15 protein-coding genes are annotated in these 18,749 nt (G+C 73.4%); 6 read left to right on the forward strand and 9 right to left on the reverse strand.

Features of this window, described 5'->3' with window-relative positions:
- Together ACZ60B_RS27515 and ACZ60B_RS27520 are read right to left on the reverse strand one after the other, a co-directional pair.
- A partial coding sequence (locus ACZ60B_RS27515) for a thioesterase II family protein (RefSeq protein ID WP_469391452.1) occupies nucleotides 1-678 on the reverse strand: 678 nt, incomplete at its 3' end.
- Complete coding sequence (locus ACZ60B_RS27520) at nucleotides 675-1,118, reverse strand: type II 3-dehydroquinate dehydratase (RefSeq protein ID WP_469391455.1); 444 nt, start codon at nucleotides 1,116-1,118, stop codon at nucleotides 675-677. The genes ACZ60B_RS27515 and ACZ60B_RS27520, both read right to left, overlap by 4 nt.
- A gap of 182 nt (nucleotides 1,119-1,300) precedes the next feature.
- Between ACZ60B_RS27520 and ACZ60B_RS27525 the strand changes: the two genes are divergently transcribed.
- From ACZ60B_RS27525 to ACZ60B_RS27535, 3 genes are all read left to right on the forward strand, one after another.
- Entirely contained in the window at nucleotides 1,301-2,467 is a 1,167-nt protein-coding gene (locus tag ACZ60B_RS27525) for a DegT/DnrJ/EryC1/StrS family aminotransferase (RefSeq protein WP_469391457.1), read from the forward strand.
- Nucleotides 2,464-3,558, forward strand: a complete 1,095-nt coding sequence (locus tag ACZ60B_RS27530; RefSeq protein ID WP_469391459.1) for a Gfo/Idh/MocA family protein — start codon at nucleotides 2,464-2,466, stop codon at nucleotides 3,556-3,558. Before ACZ60B_RS27525 ends, ACZ60B_RS27530 begins: the two co-directional genes overlap by 4 nt.
- A gap of 97 nt (nucleotides 3,559-3,655) precedes the next feature.
- Nucleotides 3,656-4,372, forward strand: a complete 717-nt coding sequence (locus ACZ60B_RS27535) for an HAD-IA family hydrolase (protein WP_469391461.1) — start codon at nucleotides 3,656-3,658, stop codon at nucleotides 4,370-4,372.
- Nucleotides 4,373-4,475: 103 nt separating this feature from the next.
- On the opposite strand, the gene ACZ60B_RS27540 is transcribed toward ACZ60B_RS27535, so the two are convergent.
- From ACZ60B_RS27540 to ACZ60B_RS27550, 3 genes are all read right to left on the reverse strand, one after another.
- Nucleotides 4,476-5,249: an arylamine N-acetyltransferase family protein gene (locus ACZ60B_RS27540; RefSeq protein ID WP_469391464.1), complete on the reverse strand. Its 774-nt coding sequence runs from the start codon at nucleotides 5,247-5,249 to the stop codon at nucleotides 4,476-4,478.
- Nucleotides 5,250-5,341: 92 nt separating this feature from the next.
- On the reverse strand, nucleotides 5,342-8,047 hold the full coding sequence (locus ACZ60B_RS27545) for a helix-turn-helix transcriptional regulator (RefSeq protein ID WP_469391466.1): 2,706 nt from the start codon (nucleotides 8,045-8,047) through the stop codon (nucleotides 5,342-5,344).
- A 230-nt stretch (nucleotides 8,048-8,277) separates the two neighbouring features.
- On the reverse strand, nucleotides 8,278-9,762 hold the full coding sequence (locus ACZ60B_RS27550) for an MFS transporter (RefSeq protein ID WP_469391468.1): 1,485 nt from the start codon (nucleotides 9,760-9,762) through the stop codon (nucleotides 8,278-8,280).
- A gap of 137 nt (nucleotides 9,763-9,899) precedes the next feature.
- Between ACZ60B_RS27550 and ACZ60B_RS27555 the strand changes: the two genes are divergently transcribed.
- Nucleotides 9,900-10,334, forward strand: coding sequence for a winged helix-turn-helix transcriptional regulator (locus ACZ60B_RS27555; protein WP_469391470.1), 435 nt, complete (start codon nucleotides 9,900-9,902; stop codon nucleotides 10,332-10,334).
- Between the two features lie 66 nt (nucleotides 10,335-10,400).
- Here the strand turns inward: ACZ60B_RS27555 and ACZ60B_RS27560 are convergent, their stop codons facing one another.
- The 3 genes from ACZ60B_RS27560 to ACZ60B_RS27570 all read right to left on the reverse strand — a co-directional run bounded on the left by ACZ60B_RS27560 (nucleotide 10,401) and on the right by ACZ60B_RS27570 (nucleotide 14,964).
- Nucleotides 10,401-11,996 (reverse strand): FAD-dependent oxidoreductase, encoded by a 1,596-nt coding sequence (locus ACZ60B_RS27560; protein ID WP_469391472.1) that lies wholly within the window; start codon nucleotides 11,994-11,996, stop codon nucleotides 10,401-10,403.
- Between the two features lie 31 nt (nucleotides 11,997-12,027).
- A complete protein-coding gene (locus ACZ60B_RS27565) occupies nucleotides 12,028-13,581 on the reverse strand; it encodes an FAD-binding oxidoreductase (RefSeq protein WP_469391474.1) in 1,554 nt (517 codons plus the stop codon).
- 447 nt (nucleotides 13,582-14,028) lie between these two features.
- Complete coding sequence (locus ACZ60B_RS27570) at nucleotides 14,029-14,964, reverse strand: ROK family protein (protein WP_469391476.1); 936 nt, start codon at nucleotides 14,962-14,964, stop codon at nucleotides 14,029-14,031.
- 195 nt (nucleotides 14,965-15,159) lie between these two features.
- Here ACZ60B_RS27570 and ACZ60B_RS27575 point away from each other — a divergent pair, with 195 nt between their 5' ends.
- Together ACZ60B_RS27575 and ACZ60B_RS27580 are read left to right on the forward strand one after the other, a co-directional pair.
- Complete coding sequence (locus ACZ60B_RS27575; RefSeq protein WP_469391478.1) at nucleotides 15,160-15,993, forward strand: lantibiotic dehydratase C-terminal domain-containing protein; 834 nt, start codon at nucleotides 15,160-15,162, stop codon at nucleotides 15,991-15,993.
- Nucleotides 15,994-16,007: 14 nt separating this feature from the next.
- A complete protein-coding gene (locus ACZ60B_RS27580; protein WP_469391480.1) occupies nucleotides 16,008-17,057 on the forward strand; it encodes a 3-dehydroquinate synthase family protein in 1,050 nt (349 codons plus the stop codon).
- Between the two features lie 84 nt (nucleotides 17,058-17,141).
- Here the strand turns inward: ACZ60B_RS27580 and mhpA are convergent, their stop codons facing one another.
- Nucleotides 17,142-18,749, reverse strand: coding sequence for a bifunctional 3-(3-hydroxy-phenyl)propionate/3-hydroxycinnamic acid hydroxylase MhpA (gene mhpA / locus ACZ60B_RS27585; RefSeq protein ID WP_469391482.1), 1,608 nt, complete (start codon nucleotides 18,747-18,749; stop codon nucleotides 17,142-17,144).

Here is an 18,749-nt window from a genome sequence, read left to right on the forward strand (position 1 = left end):
GGGGGCCCGCCCGCCGGGCTGGGGGGGGCGCGGGGGGGGGGGGGGTGGCGGGTTCGCGGCGCGGGGGGGGGGTGGTGGGGGGGGGGGGGGGGGTGGGTGGGTGTAGGTCTCTATCGCTTCGTAGTCGGTGCGGACCGAGGGGAGGATCATCGCGCGCAGTTCGGGGTCGTCGAGGAAGGCGGGGTCCACGCCGCCCAGTCCTCTCAGTTCGGCCACGACCCCCTCGTCGGTGCGCCGGTGGACCGTCTCCGCGCGGTGGCAGGAGGGGGCGCGGCGGCCCGAGGCGATCAGGGCCCGGGGCGGGGTGCCCGCCGCTTCGAGGCGGGCCGTCACCTCGTAGCCGAGGAGGGCGCCCATGCTGTGCCCGAAGACGACCAGGGGGCGGTCCGTCCAGGGGGCCAGCGCGTCGGCCACCAGGTCGGCCAGGTCCTCCAGGCGGGTGATGCCCGGCTCGGCGCGGCGGTCCTGGCGGCCGGGGTACTGGATCGCCAGGACGTCGGCCAGGGGGGACAGGGCGCGGGCGAAGGGGAGGTAGAGCGCGGCCGAGCCGCCCGCGTGCGGCAGGCAGACCAGTCGTACGGGGGCGTCGGGGGCCGGCTGGAAGCGCCGTATCCACGGGTCGGTGGCCGCACGGTCGCCCGGGGCGGGGCGGCTGTGCACGGGTGTGGCGGTGTTCATCGGGCCTCGGCCGGGGTCAGGGCGAGCAGGGCCCGGGCGGCGAGCCGGTAGCCGGTGGTGCCGAGGCCTGCGATCAGGCCGTCGGCGATCGGGGCGATCACCGAGGCGTGCCGGAAGGACTCCCGCGCCCAGATATTGGAGATGTGCACCTCTATCCAGGGACGCGGGTAACTGGCGAGTGCGTCCCGCAGGCTCCAGCCTGCGATCATAAGCGCCCCGGGATTGACGATGGCTCCCACCGTGTCGTAGCCGTCCTGAATGGCGCGGATGAGTTCCGCCTCCGATTCGTGCTGAATGCTTTTCACCTTCCAGCCGCGGTCGGCGACCTCGTCCGCCACCGCTTCGGCTATGTCGTCCAGGGTTTCCGTGCCGTAGATCTCGGGCTCACGACGCCCGAGGATGCCGAGGTTCGGCCCGTTCAGGAGCAGCAGCTCGCTCATGTCGCCTCCAGGTGACTGCACTGCTGAAAAAGGCTAGAGCAATGCCGTGCGAAGAGGAATTGTGATTGCGCGGCGCGGCTCTTGACAAGGGGGATATAGGGGCCCCTTAGGGGGATGACCCGCCCGCTTTTGCGCCGGTAGATTCGGGACACAATTTCTGTCTGCGGAGGAGCGGAAGAGAAATGACTCAGAATTCCCGGCCGAAGCCTGAATTCCCGGCGTGGCCCCAGTTCGGGGACGAGGAGCGCACCGGTCTCGTCCGCGCTCTCGACCAGGGCCAGTGGTGGCGGATGGGCGGCAGCGAGGTCGACACTTTCGAGGAGGAGTTCGGCGCCTACCACGGCACCGGGCACGCCCTGGCGGTCACCAACGGCACGCATGCCCTCGAACTCGCCCTGCAGGTCCTGGGCGTGGGCCCCGGCACCGAGGTGATCGTGCCGGCGTTCACTTTCATCTCCTCGTCGCAGGCGGCCCAGCGGCTCGGTGCGGTCGCCGTGCCGGTGGACATCGACCCGGACACCTACAACATCGACCCGGTGGCCGCCGCGAACGCGGTCACCGAGCGCACCGCGGCGATCATGCCGGTCCACATGGCCGGCCAGATGTGCGACATGGACGCGCTGGGCAAGCTGTCCGCGGACAGCGGGGTGCCGCTGATCCAGGACGCCGCGCACGCGCACGGCGCTCAGTGGACGGGCCGCAAGGTCGGCGAGCTGGGCGCGGTCGCCGCGTTCAGCTTCCAGAACGGCAAGCTGATGACGGCCGGCGAGGGCGGTCTGGTCACGTTCGTGGGCGCCGAGCAGCGCGAGCAGGCGTTCCTGCGGCACAGCTGCGGCCGGCCGAGCACGGACCGGTACTACTACCACAAGACCTCGGGTTCCAATTTCCGGATGAACGAGTTCTCCGCGAGCGTGCTGCGCGCCCAGCTGGCCCGGCTCGGCACTCAGATCGACACGCGGGAGCGCAACTGGCCGGTGCTCTCGCAGCTGCTGGGCCAGATCGACGGCGTGCAGCCGCAGCGCGTCGACGAGCGGGTCACCCGCAACCCGCACTACATGGCGATGTTCCGTCTTCCCGGTATGACCGCCGAGCGCCGCAACCGGCTGGTCGACGCGCTGATCGAGCGCGGGCTGCCGGCGTTCGCCGCGTTCCGGGCGATCTACCGCTCGGACGGCTTCTGGGAGACCGGCGCGCCCGAGGAGAGCGTCGAGGCGATCGCCGCCCGCTGCCCGAACACCGAGGCGGTGTACGCCGACGCCATCTGGCTGCACCACCGCACGCTGCTCGCCGGGGAGCGACAGATGCACCAGATCGCCGACATCCTCTCCGACACCCTGGCGACGCTGTGACCACGCGCCTGCGCGTGGCCGTCGTGGGGCTGGGCTGGGCGGGGCGGGAGATCTGGCTGTCCCGGCTGCTCACGCACCCGGCGTACGAGGTGGTGGCGGTGGCCGACCCGTCACCGGCGGCCCGCGAGGCCGCCGCGGCCACCTGGCCGGACATCCGCGTGCTGGCCGACGTCGCGGAGGTGACCACCGACCTGGCGGACCTCGCCGTGGTCGCCGTACCCAATCACCTGCACACTGCGGTGGCCGTCAATCTGCTGCGCCGGGGAGTGCCGGTCTTCCTGGAGAAGCCCGTCTGTCTGTCCTCCGCCGAGGCGGTCCAGCTGGCCGCGGCCGAGCGCGAGGCCGGCGCCGTGCTGCTGGCGGGCAGCGCCGCCCGCTACCGCGCGGACGTCGCCGCGCTGGGCGCCGCCGTGGCGTGCAAGGCCGGCGAGATCCGGCACATCGACGTGGCCTGGGTGCGGGCCAAGGGGGTGCCGGACGCGGGCGGCTGGTTCACCCGCGGTGACCTGTCCGGCGGCGGCGCCCTGGTCGACCTGGGCTGGCATCTGCTGGACACGCTCACCCCGCTGCTGGGCGCCGTCGACTACGAGCAGGTCCTCGGCTCGGTCTCGGGTGACTTCCTCAACGCCGCCGCGCACAACATCTCCTGGCGGCGCGGGGAAGCGGCCCTGCCTGGCGGCGGGGACGTCGAGGACACCGCGCGGGGTTTCCTTCTCACCTCCACCGGAGTGTCGGTGGCCCTGCGGGCCAGCTGGGCCTCGCACGAGGCGCTGGACACCACCGTGATCCGGGTCGAGGGCAGCGCGGCGGCGGTCTCGCTGCGGTGCACGTTCGGTTTCAGCCCCAACCGTGCGGGCGGCTCCGAACTGCTGCTGGTGAGCAATGGTGAGAGCGCGCCGGTCCCGTTCGAACAGGAGCCGGTCGGCGCGGAGTACGACCGGCAGCTCGGCGCCCTGCCCCGGCAGCTCACCGACCCCGGCTACCAGGGCCGGGCCGTCGCCGAGGCCCGCCGGACCATCGGTGTCATCGAGCGGCTCTACGCCTCGGCACGCCGCGAGCGGCCCGCGCCGGCGGTGCCCGCCGCCGTGTGAAGCCGACCGGCATCAACAGCTTCGTACGGCCGGCCGTGCCCCGCAGCACTCCCCCGGCCCCGCCGTGCGCCGACATACCGACGTCAGGGAGATCCCCATGCACTCTGGTATCGCCTTCGCCCCCGAGACGAGCGGTGCCGCCGGCACGACCGGCGCTGCGTTCAGCCACCCCAAGCGCGTGGTCGTCTTCGATCTCGACGGTGTGATCGTGGACAGTTTCCCGGTCATGCGGGAGGCGTTCACGATCGCCTATGCCGAGGTCATCGGCGACGGAAAGGCTCCCTTCGAGGAGTACGAGCGCCATCTCGGCCGATATTTTCCCGACATCATGAAACTCATGGGGCTGCCGCTGGAGATGGAGGAGCCCTTCGTCCGGGAGAGCTACCGGCTCGCCGGCCGGGTTCCGCTGTTCGCCGGCGTCACCCCGGTGCTGGAGGAGCTGCGCGGGCGCGGCTTTGGTACCGCCATCGCCACCGGCAAGGCCGGTGCCCGGGCCCGGCACCTGCTGGAGACCCTCGGTGTCCTGCACCACTTCGACCATGTCCTGGGCTCCGACGAGGTGGCCCGGGCCAAGCCCGCGCCCGACATCGTGCTGCGTGCGCTGGAACTGCTCGGGGCCCGTCCCGAGGAGGCCATGATGGTCGGCGACGCCGTCACCGACATCGCGGCGGCCCGCGCGGCCGGTGTCGACACGGTGGCCGCGCTGTGGGGTGAGTGCGAGGCGGCCGAACTCCTGGCCGCCGCCCCGGACGCGGCCCTGCACCGGCCGGAGCAGCTGCTGGCCCTGTGCCCGGCCGTGGCCGAAGTCGCCTGATCCGGCCACCTCTTCGCCATCGGCCGCCACGCGTGCGAGGGCGCTCTCCTGCCAGGGGGGGCGCCCTCGCACGTCGTCGCTGCCCGGGCGGTGGCCGGGCCCGTCAGATCTCCGTGACCAGGATGGACTCCACGGCGTTGTCGTAGTCGGCGGGCTTGACCAGGACACGGATCTGCTGGCGGCCCTGCGCCACCGTGATCAGGCGCTTGCCGATCAGGGTGAGCTGGCCGGTGGCGAAGGCGCGGCCGCGGATCAGCGTCACCGCGGAGTTGAGCTCGCGCGCGTATTCGCGCAGGGTCGCATCGCCGCGCCAGTCCGACAGCTCGCGTACGACGTCGGGGAGGCGGTAGACGACCTCCCAGGCACCGTCCAGCGGACGCCGGTTGAGGGTCCAGTGCCCGTCTTCGGCGTCCAGCCGGTACGTGCAGCCGTACTGCTCCTGCTCGTGGCCCGAGGCCAGGCGCAGCGGCTCCAGGAAGGAGGGGCCGGCGAAGCCGACGTCGACGAGCCAGCGCTCCTCGCCGAACCGGACGACGTGGAGCATGTGCTCCATCTCGGGCCCGAACTCGCCGTTGGCCATCCGGACCCCGGCGGCCATGACGGCCACGTCGAAGCCCAGCCGGGTGAGCAGGTTGCGGAAGAGGCCGCTGAGTTCGTGGCAGACGCCGCCACGGCCGCCGGTGATCACCGCGTCGAAGGTCTCGTCGACGTCGATGTCGACGTACTCCCAGATGTCCAGCCCGCGGCCGGCGTTGAGCGAGTTGTCGAACGGCACCTTCATCAGGTGCAGCTTGTGGAGCGTGCGCAGCAGCTCGGGGGTCGGCTCCAGAGGACCGGAGTACCCCAGCTTCTTCAGATAGGAATCTGTGTCGAACACCTGGAAAACCTCCGTGCAGGAAAAGGGACTCGGGAATCGGGAATCGGGGGGAAGGGGGATCGGGGACGGCGCGGGGAAGGCGGGACGGGGCGTCAGCCGGCCTTGGAGGCGTTGGGCCACAGGAACGACGGCAGGTCCTGGCGGCGCTGTATCTTCAGCTTCCGGTAGACCCGGGTGAGGTGCTGTTCCACCGTGCTCGGCGTGACGTACAGGCGGGCGGCGATCTCGCGGTTGGTGTAGCCCATGACGGCGAGCGAGGCGACCCGTACCTCGGAGCCGGTGAGTTCGCGTACCGACCCCTCGTGCGAGGGCAGGAGCGGCTGGCGCTCGGTGGCGGCGTCGGTGGAGCCGGCGAGCAGCTCCTGCGTCAGCGGCTGCGCCCCGCAGGCCTTGGCGACGTGCAGGCTCTGGCGGAACAGCATCCGGGCCCGGCGCTGCTCGCCGACCTCGCCGTACAGCCGGCTCATGTCGCCCAGGACCCGCGCCTGTTCGAAGCGGTCCCCGGCCGACTCCAGCAGTTCCAGGGCCTCGTTGAGCAGTTGCAGCCCGCGCCCGGGTGCGCAGGTGGCCGCGTACAGCCGCAGCGCGAGGCCGCGGGCCCGGCCGCCGCTCGCGCCGGAGCGGGAGAGCTGTTCGTGCACGAGCTGCTTGGCCCGGTCGGTGTTGCCGAGCTGGATGCAGGCCTCGGCGGCGCCGGCCCGCCAGGGCAGCGGTCCCAGGTCCTGCACGCCCCACTGGCGTTGCAGCTCCCCGCAGGACAGGAAGTCCCGCAGGGCGGCGCGGTGGTGGTGGGTGGCCAGGTGGTGGATGCCGCGGGCCTGGAGGAAGGGCAGCGCGTACCAGCTCTCGTACATCGCCGCCGGCACGGCCTGGGAGAGGTGGCGCAGCGCGTCGTCGTAGCGGCCCATGCGGGTGGTGGCGACGACCAGGCTGGACAGCGGCAGCCCGATGGCCACCCCCCACGACTTGGCCGGCAGCAGGTCCAGTGCGAGGTGCCCCTGTTCGACGGCCGCGGCGAGGTCGCCCTGGGATACCGCGATGGTGGCGCGGACCGCCTGGAAGACGGCCTGCCAGGTGGGTGTGGCGCGTTCGGCGGCGTCCAGGGTGAGGCGTTCGCACCATTCGGCCGCGCTGTCGGTGCGCTCTGCGTGGACCAGGGTGAGCAGGGCGAGCAGGGCCGCTTCCTCGGACCAGTAGGCCGAGCGGCTCAGCCGCAGGTCCCACAGCACCTGCTCGGCGCGCTCGACCACGACGTGGCGGTCGCGGGCCAGTTCGCCGGCGAGCGCGGCGGCCCGCTCCAGCCAGGGTTCGCTGCGCAGCGCCACGACGGTGGCGCCACCGCCCGGGCGGCGCGGTGCGGGGAGGGGGGTGCGGGCCGGGCGGGCGAGCGGGGGATGTGCCCAGCTCAGCCACTGCTCCAGGTCGCTCTCCTCCCCGGGGGCCGTCGCCTGCGCCGGGGCTGCGGTGCGCAGCCGGGCGATCGCCTCGGCCGCGTCCGCCATCCGGCCGTGCCACAGCAGGTGCCGTATCAGCAGCGCCGATTCGGCGAACCGCAGCCGGCCGGCCCGGTCGGCGGTGAGGAGCTGCGGCAGGCTGCGGGCCGCGGTGGCCGGGTCGGACTGGAACTCGGTGTGGGCCAGGCGGGCGAGGATCTCGGCCCGTTCGCTCAGATCGCCGCTGGAGCGCTGGGCGAGCTCCAGGCAGACCCCGGCCGCGTCGGGCCGGTCGGCGAGCAGTTCCTGGTCGGCGGCCTCCAGCAGCACCCGTACCGCCCAGGGTTCGTCGGCGCGCCCGGCGGCCAGCAGATGCCGGGCGACCCGGCCGGCCGGCGCCCCGCCGTCGTAGAGCAGTGCGGCGGCCCGCCGGTGCAGGGCGGACAGTTCGCGCGGCGGGAGGTCGTCCAGGATCGCCTGGCGGACCTGCGGGTGGCGCAACGATCTGTCGGGCAGCAGCAGTCCGATGGCGGTCATCGCGCGCAGGGACGGCTCGAGGGGGACGCCGGCCAGGGCGCTCACCGTGTCGTCGTCGACGTGGGGGCCGAGCACCGCCAGGGTGCGGGCCAGGGCGAGGGCGGCCTCGTCGCCGCGGTGCAGGCAGCTGAGCACGGCCAGGCGGTAGGCGGGGCCGATGCTCTCGTCGTCGTCGCTGCTCTCCCAGTCGTCGGCGAGGGCGGTGAGCAGCAGCGGGATGCCGCCGGTGGTCTGGTGGAAGTGCGGGGTGAGGCGGCGCGCGGTCTGGTGGCCCAGGCGCGGGGCGAGGAAGGCGGTGACGGCCGCCTCGCTGAGGGGGGCGACCTTGAGCCGGGTGAGGTGGGGCCGGCGCAGCAGCTCCGCGCGCAGCTGGAGGCTGACCGGGGCGACGTCGGTGTTGTCGGTGAACACCATGACCGTGCGGGCCGAGCGCAGCCGGTGGGAGAGCTGCAGCAGCATCCGCAGGGAGGGCTCGTCGGCGTGCTGGACGTCGTCGACGGCGATGAGCAGCGGACTTGTCGCGGAGCGTTCCAGCAGCGCCGCCCACAGCTCGTCGGCGGAGCGTGCCGTGGTGTCGTGGCCGGGCGGGCCGTCGTAGCGCAGCAGCTGGTCGACCACCGCGTGGGCGCGGGTGCGCTCGGGCCGGGAGCACAGGGCGTGCAGCAGCCGGAAGCCGGCCGCCTCGGCGCGGTCGGCGAAGGCGTGCAGCAGTTGCGTCCTGCCGGTCGCGGACGGGCCCTCGATGAGCGCCAGCTGGCCCCTCCCGGCGAGCGCGGCCTCCTGGACGCGGCGCAGCCGATCCAGATGTTCCTCGCGTTCGACAAGCATGGCTGATCCCCCAGACGTGGTGGCCGTTCGCGGCCCGCGACCACTATCGGCAGGGCGGGGCCATCGGCGGGCAACCGGCGGGCCAACGGGCCGGGAACCGGCCGGCCAACCCGTGGGGAACTGGCCGGCCACCGGCCGGGGCCGGCCTCCGCGCACGCCAGCGCCCGCCGGCGCACGGGGCGCCGGCGGGCGAGTGGGTCGGGGAGGGGATACGAGCGGGTCCCTTAGGGTCAGTTGACCGTCTGGGGCGTGGGCGTCTGGTCGGACACCTCGGCCGCGGCGGGGGCGTCGGCCTGCTGGGCCGTGGCCTTCTGGGACTTGACGCGGAAGGCCAGGAACGCGCCGGCGATGGCCGCCACGCCGCCGACCAGGGCCGACAGCTGCAGGCCGTCGACCACGTCGGAGACCGGGTTGTTGGCGCCCTCGCCGAGGTCGAGGCCGGAGTTGGCGACCGCGATCAGGGCCGCCATGCCCATCGCGCCGCCGATCTGGGCGGAGGTCTGGGCCAGGGCGGAGGCGACGCCCTGCTCGTCGGGGGCGGCATCCGAGCCGGCGGCCATGAACATCGCCGGGTAGATCATGCCGGCGAACAGGCCCCACAGCAGGACCGCCGGGAGCAGCGGCCAGAAGCTGTGGCTGGTGGACATGGAGGCCGCGAGCACGATCATCGCCGTGCCGACACCGATCATGCCGGCGAAGAGCGCGGTGCGCAGACCCCAGCGCTTGACCACCAGCGGCAGGAGCTTGTTGGAGCCGAGCATGGCGACCGCGCTCATCGGCAGGAAGGCCAGGCCGGCCTGGAGCGGGCTGTAGCCCATGACGTCCTGGAGCTGGATGAAGAACAGGTAGTGCAGGGTGTTGATGGCGCCCTGGAAGACGAAGATGATCAGGATCGCCGTCAGCAGGCCGCGGTAGCCGAACAGGCGGGAGGGGGCGAGCGGGTCGGCGGTGCGGGACTCCAGGGCGAAGAAGCCGACGCCCAGCGCCAGGCCGGCGGCCAGCACGATGACGGTGCGGGCCGAGCCCCAGCCCGCCTCGGGGCCGCTGATCAGGCCGAAGACCAGCAGGGTCGAGGCACCGGTGGCCAGCAGCGCGCCCGGCAGGTCGAAGCCGCGGGAGTCGCCCTGCACCGCGTCGGCGTCGAAGTTCGACAGCAGGCCGGCGATGGCGAGCAGGCACAGCGGGACGTTCACGAAGAACACCCACTCCCAGCCCAGGTAGTTGGTGAGCAGACCGCCGACCATGGAGCCGATGATGGCGCCGGAGGCACCGGCGGTGCCCCACCAGGCGTAGGCCTTGTTGCGCTCGGAGTCCTCGGTGAAGCTGGTGTTGATCAGCGACAGGGTGGCCGGGAAGAGCAGCGCGCCGCCCAGGCCCTGGACCACGCGCGCGGCGATCAGCAGACCCGGGGAGCCGGCCAGGCCGCCGGCCATCGAGGCGACGCCGTACAGGCCGAGGGCGAGCACCAGGATCCGGCGGGCGCCCAGGCGGTCCACCGCGCGGCCGCCGATGAGCAGCGCGCCGCCGAGACCGACCGAGTACGCGCTGACCACCCACTGCAGGGACTGCGCCGAGAAGCCGACCTCACGGCCGATCTCCGGCAGCGCGACGTACACGATGTTGTAGTCGACGGAGAAGATGAGCATGCAGAACGCCAGCAGCGCCATCTTCGTACCCGACCGCCCGGCGGACCGGGCAGGCGACGAGGCAGACATATGCCATTTTTCCTTTCTGGGGGGATTGCTTGGTTGATATGGGTGTTCAGTCAGGTCTCAACTGGTGCGCTGACGTTACGTCTTGTTACTGACACCATCATCTGTAACGATGGCCTGACAGGGAAGGAGGCACTTTCATGTCCCAACGGAACACCGGTGTAACGGACCAGGTCGCGGAGGGCGGGGGCGACGAAGACGCCTGTCCGGTGCGGGAGGTGCTGGACCGGATCAGCGGCAAGTGGAGCATCCAGATCGTCCTGGCGGCGGCCGAGAAACCGGTCCGCTTCACCGAACTGGAGCGCACCATCCCCGGCATCAGCCGGCGCATGCTCACCCTGACCCTGCGCAGCCTGGAGCGGGACGGGCTGCTGGTGCGCACCGTCTACCCCACCGTGCCGGCGAAGGTCGTCTACAGCGTCACCGACAGCGCGCGCGAACTGCACGACGCCTTCGTCACGCTGATGGACTGGGCGGAGCGCAACCGCACTTCCGTCACCGCGGCCCGGGCGGCCTACGACAGCGCCGCCCTGGCCGCCGCCCAGGAGGAGGAGCCGGCCGGCGCTGCGCGCTGAGCCGCGGGCCTTTCGCGAGCCGTTCACGGCCGTCGACCCCCCTTTCTCCTGGATGCCGTTGCCGCCCTACGCCGTCACGCGCAGGAGGGTCGGGTCCTCGGGGTCGGCGGCCGCGGTGAAGCCGGCCGCGGTGATCGGTGCGACGTAGTCGCCCAGGTCGCCGCCGTCGAGGCGGGCGACCAGGATCGGCTCGCCGCCCTCGACCGCGAAGCCGGGCGCCTTGTCGGAGAACTCCGCAAGGCCCGCTTCGCGCAGCGCGGCCCGGATCCGCTCGGCGTCCCGGTCCGCCGCCGTCCACAGGGGACGCCCGTGGCCGCCGTGGCCGAACTCGGGCTGTGCGCCCTCGGCCTCGTGCCGGGCGGCGCGCACGATCTCGGCGGTGAGCGAGGGCTCCCACAGGGCCATCGGCGGCGCGAGCAGGTGCTGCACCGAGAGGATGACCTTGCGGACCTCGCCGGAGACCTGCGCGGCCAGCTGCGCCTGGGTGGAGTAGCGGCCGAACAGCTCGGCGGCGTACGGGCGCCGGCCGGCCGTCTCCGCATAGTCGAAGTCCCCGCCGATGGCGGCCTGCCACGGCACGAACAGCACTCCCGCGGCCTCCTGGTAGAAGGCGCGGGCCAGGTCGGCCGTGACGCCCTCGTGCTCGGCGAGCAGCCGGCCCAGGGCGAGCGCCTCCTGCGCGGCGCAGGTCATGCCCTGCCCGTAGAGGGGGTTGAAGCTGCAGATGGCGTCACCCAGGGCCAGATAGCCGGCCGGCACCTGCTCCAGCTCCTCGAAGTGGCGCCGCCGGTTGGCGGGGTACTGGAAGGCGACCGGCTCGGTGAGCGGCTCGGCCTGGCGCACCAGCTTGGCGATGATCGGGTCCGGCAGGCTCTCCGCGTGCGCCAGGAAGCCGTCCTCGGTGGCGGCCGGGTAGTCGCGGTGCCAGCCGCCGACCGAGACCAGCCACTGGTCGTCCTCGATCAGCAGCGCGGCGCCGATGCGCTTCTCGGCGGGCGGGGTGGGCTGCACGAACGCGGCCTTCACGTCGAGGTCGCCGGGCGTACGGCGGTAGATGCGGCTGACGTAGCCGACGTTGACCTTGACCTCCTCCACCTGCGGGGTGGGAAAGCCCAGGGCGGCCAGCCAGCGGTCGGAGCGGCTGCCGCGGCCGGTGGTGTCCACGACCAGGTCGGCGGCGAGCCGCTCGCCGTCCAGGATCACCTCGCTGACGCGGCCGTCCGCGCCGCCGAGCCCGGAGACCGAAGTGCCCGGGCGGACCGTGACGTTGGGCAGCGCCTGGATGCGGCGGCGGATCGTGTACTCCAGCAGCGGGCGGCTCATGGAGACGAACGGCTGCCCGCTGTGCACCGGGTTCCAGGCCGCGCCGAGCCGGTAGAGGTGCAGGTCCGCGCCCGAGTCGAAGACCTGGGCGCCGGCCGCGACGAGCTCCTCGCCCAGTCCCGGGAAGAGCTCCTCCAGGGCGCGCTGGCCCGCCACCAGCAGGACGTGCGAGTGCTGGCCCTGCGGCACGCCGCGGCGCGGCCGGCCGCCGTCGGGCAGCTCGTCGCGGTCGACGACCACGACGGCCTCGAACGCCTCCGACAGCGACTTGGCAGCGGTCAGACCCGCGATGCCGGCGCCGATGACCACGGCGGTGCGGCGGCCCGTCGGGTTACTCATGATCAGTTCTCCTTGGTCGGGGGGCGTGGCGTCACTGCGTGGTGCTGCCGATGGAGCGGGGGTGACGGAAGAAGTTCTGGGGGTCGTAGCGGCGCTTGACGCCCAGCAGCCGCTGGTAGTTGTCGCCGTAGTACTGGCTCGCCCAGTCGGGCAGCTCGGAGCCGGGGAAGTTGACGTACGCGCCGTCTCCCAGCGGGTTCAGCAGCGCGGCGCCGCTCTGCACGAACGCGGTCGCGGCCTGCTCGTCCTCAAGGTGCGTGGGCTGGTCGAGCTGGGTGGTGAAGCCGACGATGAAGTTGGCGGAGCGGTGCGGGAAGGCGGTGGCGGTGGGGGCCACGTTGCCCGCGGCGCCGCCGACGGACATGCAGTGCAGGAAGCGGCGCTGGCCCGGGCGGCGGTCGGCGTCCCAGGCCGTGACGATCCGGTTCAGGTCGGTGGGGGTGAACGGCTTGTCGAAGAACCGGTAGGCCTCGCGCAGCCAGCCCACGCGGTGCAGCAGCGCGTCCGGGCCGGTGCCCTCGCGGTGGCACTGGTCCTGGGTGAGGTCGCCGCAGCCGTAGGCCGTCCTCATCGCCTCGTGGTAGGGCAGGTCGGTGGCAGAGCGGCTGGTCGGCTGGGCGCCGACCAGGGAGGTCAGCCGGTCCAGGGCGGTGTCTGCGTCGGCCTGCGAGCCGTGGTAGCCGCCGGTGACGATGATCTGCGGGACCTCGCCGGGGGCCGCGTCGGGGAGCATGAAGATGAGGGCGGAGCCGAGCGCGAGGGGGCTGCTGAGCTGCCAGGTCTGCCAGGCGGCGAAGACCTCCTCGGCGCGGTCCCAGGACCAGGTGGTGTCGAAGAAGACCATGCGCGGCGCGTCGATGGGGGTGACCTCGTACTCGGTCACGACGCCGAAGTTGCCGCCGCCCGCGCCGCGCAGGGCCCAGTACAGGTCGGGGTTGTGCGAGGCGGAGGCGCGCACCAGGCGGCCGTCGGCGAGCACGAGCTGGACGGATTTGACGTGGTCCAGGCCCATGCCGAACTTGCGGGTCTGGTAGCCGATGCCGCCGCCGGAGAGGAAGCCGCCGGGGCAGACGGTGGGGCAGGTGCCGCAGATGATCTGCTTGCCGTGCGGGGCGAGGGCGCTCAGCGCGTCGGCGGACTGCAGGCCGGGGCCGATGCGGATCGTGGACGTGCCGACGACGGCGTGGCGGATGCGGGAGACGTCGACGACGAGGCCCTCGCCGGTGGACCAGCCGCGGTAGTTGTGGCCGCCGCTGCGGGTGCGGACGGATATCCCCTGCTCGCGGGCGAATCTTATGCAGGCCTGGACGTCCGCCGGACTCGTGCAGTACGCGACGGCCGTCGGGTGCACGGCGTCGAACTCGGCGAACTGGTTCTGCTTGGCGAGCTCGTAGCCGGCGTCGGCGGGCAGCACGAGGTCGCCCTGGAGCCGTGCTCCAAGCCCCCTCCAGTCGGCGTCGGCCACGGCCGCACCGGGCGCACCCGCGACGACGGCACCGGCCCCCGCGGCCGACGCGGCCAGCACCAGCCCGGCTCCTGCTCCTGCTGCTGCTCCGGCCCGGAGAACGTTTCGACGTGTGTACACAGCACTCCTCGAAGAGAGTCATGGATAGAAGGGGGCAGCGCCGCCGGGCCGGGGGTGGGGGGTACGCGGCCTGCGCGGCTTCAGTGTCGGGGTGGTCGAACCACTGGCGGGGAATCGGGCGCCCACTGGTGGGGTGGCCCGGGCGGGGGTGAGGGGCGGCTTCGGCGGGGGAAGCGGGGGCGGCAGTGGGGCGGCCGGCCGGGGGCGCCTCGGGCGGGGCCGGCCGGCGGGGGTCTCGCGGCCAAGCGGCCGAGGCGGCGTGACCGCGTCGTGAGCCGACGTCATGGGCCAGGACCACGGGCCGACATCGTGGGCCAGGACCACGGGCCGACATCGTGGGCCAGGACCACGGGCCGACGTCATGGGCCGGGGCCGTGGGCCGACGTCATGGGCCAGGGCCGTGGGCCGGCGTCGCGGGCCGGGGAGCCCGGCCTGTGCCCGGGCGGGTCAGCCGCTCACCGCCGCTTCCGGCGCCTTTGCGTTCGTGGCCGTCGCGTGCGCCAGCGCCAGCGCACCGTCCAGCGAGGACAGGGGCCCCAGGCGGGCGTCCTGGTGGGGCGGGGCGGGATGGCCCGGGCGGGAGAGCCGGGCCGCGTGGCGGGAGAGGAGGGAGGTGAAGCCCGGCAGGCCGGAGGGGAAGCCGCCGCCCACGATGACCACCTCGGGGTGCAGAAGTTCCGCGGCCGAGACGATCGCCGCGGCCAGCACCGCGCATGCCTCGTCCACCGCCACCACCGCCCAGGACAGCCGCCGCTGCCACGCCTGGGCGAGTTCGGCGTACGTCACCGGCGCGTCGCGCAGTTCGGCCGCGCGGCGCAGGATCGCGGGGCCGGAGGCGCGGGACTGCACGCAGCCGCGCCGCCCGCAGTCGCACCGGGCGCCGGCGCGGTCGACGACGACATGGCCGAGCTCGAAGGAGCCGCGGGCGGGCCCGGGACACAGCTCGCCCGCCAGGACGCTGCCGCCGCCGATGCCGGTGCCCACGCCGACGTAGAGCACGTCGGCCAGATTCGCCGCCCGCGCCTCGGCGAGCGCGGCGAGGTCGCCGTCGTCGGCCACGGCCACGGCCGTGCCGGGCAGCATGCCGCGCAGTCGGTCCGCGAGGGCGAGGCCCGCCCAGCCGGGACGGTTGGGCCACGCCGTCACCCGGCCCTGCGCATCCAGCGTGGCGGGCATGGCCACGCCCGCCGCACGCAACGGACCCGGCCAGTTGCGCCGCAGCGCCGCCAGGCAGTCGGCCAGCGCGCTCATGTCCGCACCCACGTCCGCGCCGGGCGTCCAGCGGAAACCGGCCGAGTACGGCTCGGCCCCCTCCCCCTCCACCCGGACGGCGACCTTGGTGCCGCCGATGTCGATACCGAGGAATCCCGAGATACCACTCATTCCCGCGAGTCTCGCCAGCCGTGCCCACCCCCCGGCAACCGCGCACCCACCGACCCGGCCCGACCCCCCTATCTGCGCCCTCACTTCGGGCCTGGGCCGGCCACTGCGCGCCCACCGCAAAATCCGGGGCCCCGCGGACCCTAGCCTCACGGCATCCGTCCAGACGTCCTGCCGTCCCGCGAGGAGATTTCCGCGATGAACCGTCAATGGCTCTTCGTCCGCCTGCCCAACCCGATGCAGAGCAGGCCGGAGACCCACGCCGTCCGGGTGATGACCTCGATGGTCGGTGGCCTGGTGGGCCATCTGCGCGCCCAGGACCCGGACGCGCTGTGGGAGTTCCGCCGGCCGGACGCCGCGGGCCAGGGGGATCTCGCACTGTGGTTCCACTCCTTCGAACCCGTGCTGAAGGAACTGGAGCGCAGGCTGCTCGCCCACACCTCGACCTACAACTGGCCGATGATCAGCGGGGCTTACGTCCCGGAGACGGCCAAGTACCAGACCCCGCACACCCTGCGCATCGCGCACCGGCTGGCCACCCGCTCCAGCTCGTTCGCGCTGGAACTCCTCCTGGACGGCGCCCTGGACCCCGCCCAGCGCCAGTGGCTGGCCGTCGCGCACCTGTGGCAGATCAGCCGGCTCGTGCCCGAGCGCGAACAGGGCGCCTTCCTCTTCCACTTCTGGCAGTTCGGCGCGGCCGGCCTTGACCCGGCGGACCGGGCGCAGGAGGCGGCCGAGGCGGACGCCCGCGCCGCCGCGCCGGCCGCGGACGTGCCCGTTCCCGGCGACCCGGCGCTGTGGGAGTGCTACCTGTCCTCGGTCCGCGACGCCGTCGCCACGGCCCGCAAGGACGGCGTACCGGTCAACTTCCTGCTGTACGACCACGTCCTGCTCACCCACGAACGGCTGGGCATCCCCGCCCGCACCGGCGCCCGGGCGGCCCGCACGATCCGCTCGGCCCTGGCCGCCGGCACCCCGGTGCCGGCGCCTTTCACGCATGTCCCGGGCGTCGTTCCCCTCCAGTCGGCCTGACGGAAGGACTCTCCTTGACTGCTACGACTGCTACGACTGCTGCGGCCGGCGTCGCGCGCATCGACGTCGACCTGGGTGAGCGCTCGTACCCGGTCCACATCGGCGCGGGCGTACGGCATCGACTCACCGGCATCCTCGCCGGGCTCGGCGCCCGCAAGGCCGTGGTGGTCTCCGCCCGGCCCCGGTCGCTGCTGCCCGACACGGGGCTGCCCACCCTGCACCTGCCGGCGCGCGACGGCGAGGAGGACAAGTCGCTCGCCACCGTGGAACGGATGTGCCGGGACTTCGCCGAGTTCGGGCTCAGCCGCGCGGACGCCGTCGTCTCCGTCGGCGGCGGCACGACGACCGACTCGGTGGGGCTGGCCGCCTCGCTGTACCACCGCGGGCTGCCGGTGGTCCATCTGCCGACGACCCTGCTCGCGCAGGTGGACGCCAGTGTCGGCGGCAAGACCGCGGTGAACCTGCCGCAGGGCAAGAACCTGGTCGGCCAGTACTGGCAGCCGTCCGCGGTGCTGTGCGACACCGACTTCCTGGGCACGCTCCCCGAGCGCGAGTGGCGCAACGGGTACGGGGAGATCGCCCGCGCGCACTTCATCGGGACCGGCGACCTGCGCGGGCGGCCGCTCGTCGAGCAGATCGCGGCGAGCGTGGCGTGCAAGGCACGCATCGTCGCCGCGGACGAGCGGGACGCCTCGCTGCGGCACATCCTCAACTACGGTCACACGCTGGGCCACGCCCTGGAGCGGGCCACCGGTTTCGCGCTGCGGCACGGCGAGGCCGTCGCGATCGGCACGGTCTTCGCCGGCCGGCTGGCGCAGGCGCTGGGCCGGATCGGAAAGGCACGGGCGGCCGAACACGAGGAAGTGGTACGGGACTACGGGCTCCCGCACCGGCTGCCGGCCGGTGTGCGCGACGCCGAACTGGTCGCGCTGATGCGGCTGGACAAGAAGGCGATGACGGACCTCTCCTTCGTCCTGGACGGCCCCCGGGGCCCCGAACTGGTCGCCTCCGTGCCGGAGGAGGTGGTGCGAAGCGTCCTGGCGCGGATGCCGCGCGAGGAGTGAGCCGCCTACGGCGAAGGGCTCGCTCCCCGTTTCGCCGGCGGGCCGCACCCCCGGATCACGGGGGTGCGGCCCTCTGGGCTGCCCTCAGGCGGCCACCCGGGCCCGCAGTGCCGTGCGGGCGCCGTCGAGCAGGGACCGTACGGCCTCAGGCCCCGCGGCCGTTCCGTAGACGTAGAAGTCCGGTCTGATCAGGGCGGTGGTCGCGGCCGCGGCGGTCAGGAACGGAAGGTAGACGTCGTCGAGGTCGACCACCTCGCCGGGGGCCGTCAGGGCCGGGTCCGTGCCGGAGGCAAGGATGCGCACGATGCGGGTGCCCAGGTGCGCGAGGTAGGTGAAGTCGGCTTCGGTGAGCAGGAGTTCGGGGTCCTCGGTGGTGAGCAGGACGAAGCCGAGGCCGACGATGTCGTCGAACAGGCCGCTGCGGTTGCCCTGGGCGATACGGGCCTGCGGGGCGAGGGCGCCGGCGGGTCCGGCGGGCCGGCCGTTCGGGGCGTGGTGCAGGAAGCCCTTGGTCAGCGGTTGGAGCGGGGAGCGCTGCGCCGGCGCGGTGCCCGCCGCCGCGGCCCGCTCCGCGGCCGCCTTCATCACCAGGTCGCGGTCGGCCGCGGCCTTGGGGTCGGTCTGGCAGATGATCCGGCCGAGGTTGACCGACATGGTGATGGCGTGTCTGACGTGGGTGCGGCGCTCCTGTGCGTAGTGGTCGAGGACCTCGGGGCCGGCCTGCCCGGCGAGCAGCGCGTCCAGCCGCCAGGCCAGCGCGCCCGCGTCCCTGAATCCGGAGGACATGCCCTGGCCGGCGAAGGGCGGCATGACGTGGGCCGCGTCGCCCGCGATCACCAGCCGGCCGCGGTGCCACTGCTCGGCCGAGCCGGCCCTAAAGCTGTAGACGTGGTGGCGGCGCAGGGTGGAGTCGGCCGGAAAGACGTCGAAGAGCTTCAGCAGCTCCCAGCAGCTTTCGACTGTGTCGAGCCCGTCCACCGTCTCCCCCGCCACCCGCATGAACTCGTAGCGGCGGTTGCCGGGCCCCGCGGACACCGAGGTGCGCGGGCGGGCCGGGTCGCAGATCTGCAGGTTGTTGGGGTCGAAGGTGCGGCCGTCGTGGTGGACGACGTCGCAGACCAGCCAGTCGTGGGAGAATCCCAGGTCGGCCAGCTCGGTGCCGATCGCGCGGCGCACGAAGCTGTTGGCGCCGTCGCAGCCGACGACCCAGGAGGCGCTCAGGACCAGTTCGCCGCCGTCGGGGGCGGCCGCGATGACGCGGACCGTGCCGTCCGGCGCGCTGTCCTCGTCGATGCGCACGACCTCGTGTCCGCGGTGCACGGTGATGTTGTGGTGCCCGGCGGCGCGTGCCTCCATCGCGGCCTCCAGGGCCGGCTGGTACATCGAGGTGGACTCCGGCCAGCCGGCCAGCTTCCGCTCCGCGCCGTCGATGTACAGCAGGACCTGGCCGTCGGCGTTCTGCCACCGGTACGCGCCGGAGGGTTCCCCGATCCGGCCGACAAGCCCGCCGATGCCGGCCGCGGACAGCGTCCGCGCGCCCTCGCCGTCGAAGGCCACGGCGCGCGGCATGGGGTAGGCCTGCGGCCAGCGCTCGACGACGGTGACGGTGCGGCCGCGGTCGGCGAGGAGCAGCGCGAGGAGCTGGCCGACGGGGCCGTAGCCGACGATCAGGACATCGGAGTGCGCGGGCAT

It is taken from the genome of Streptomyces sp. NPDC104096 (genome assembly GCF_055584385.1).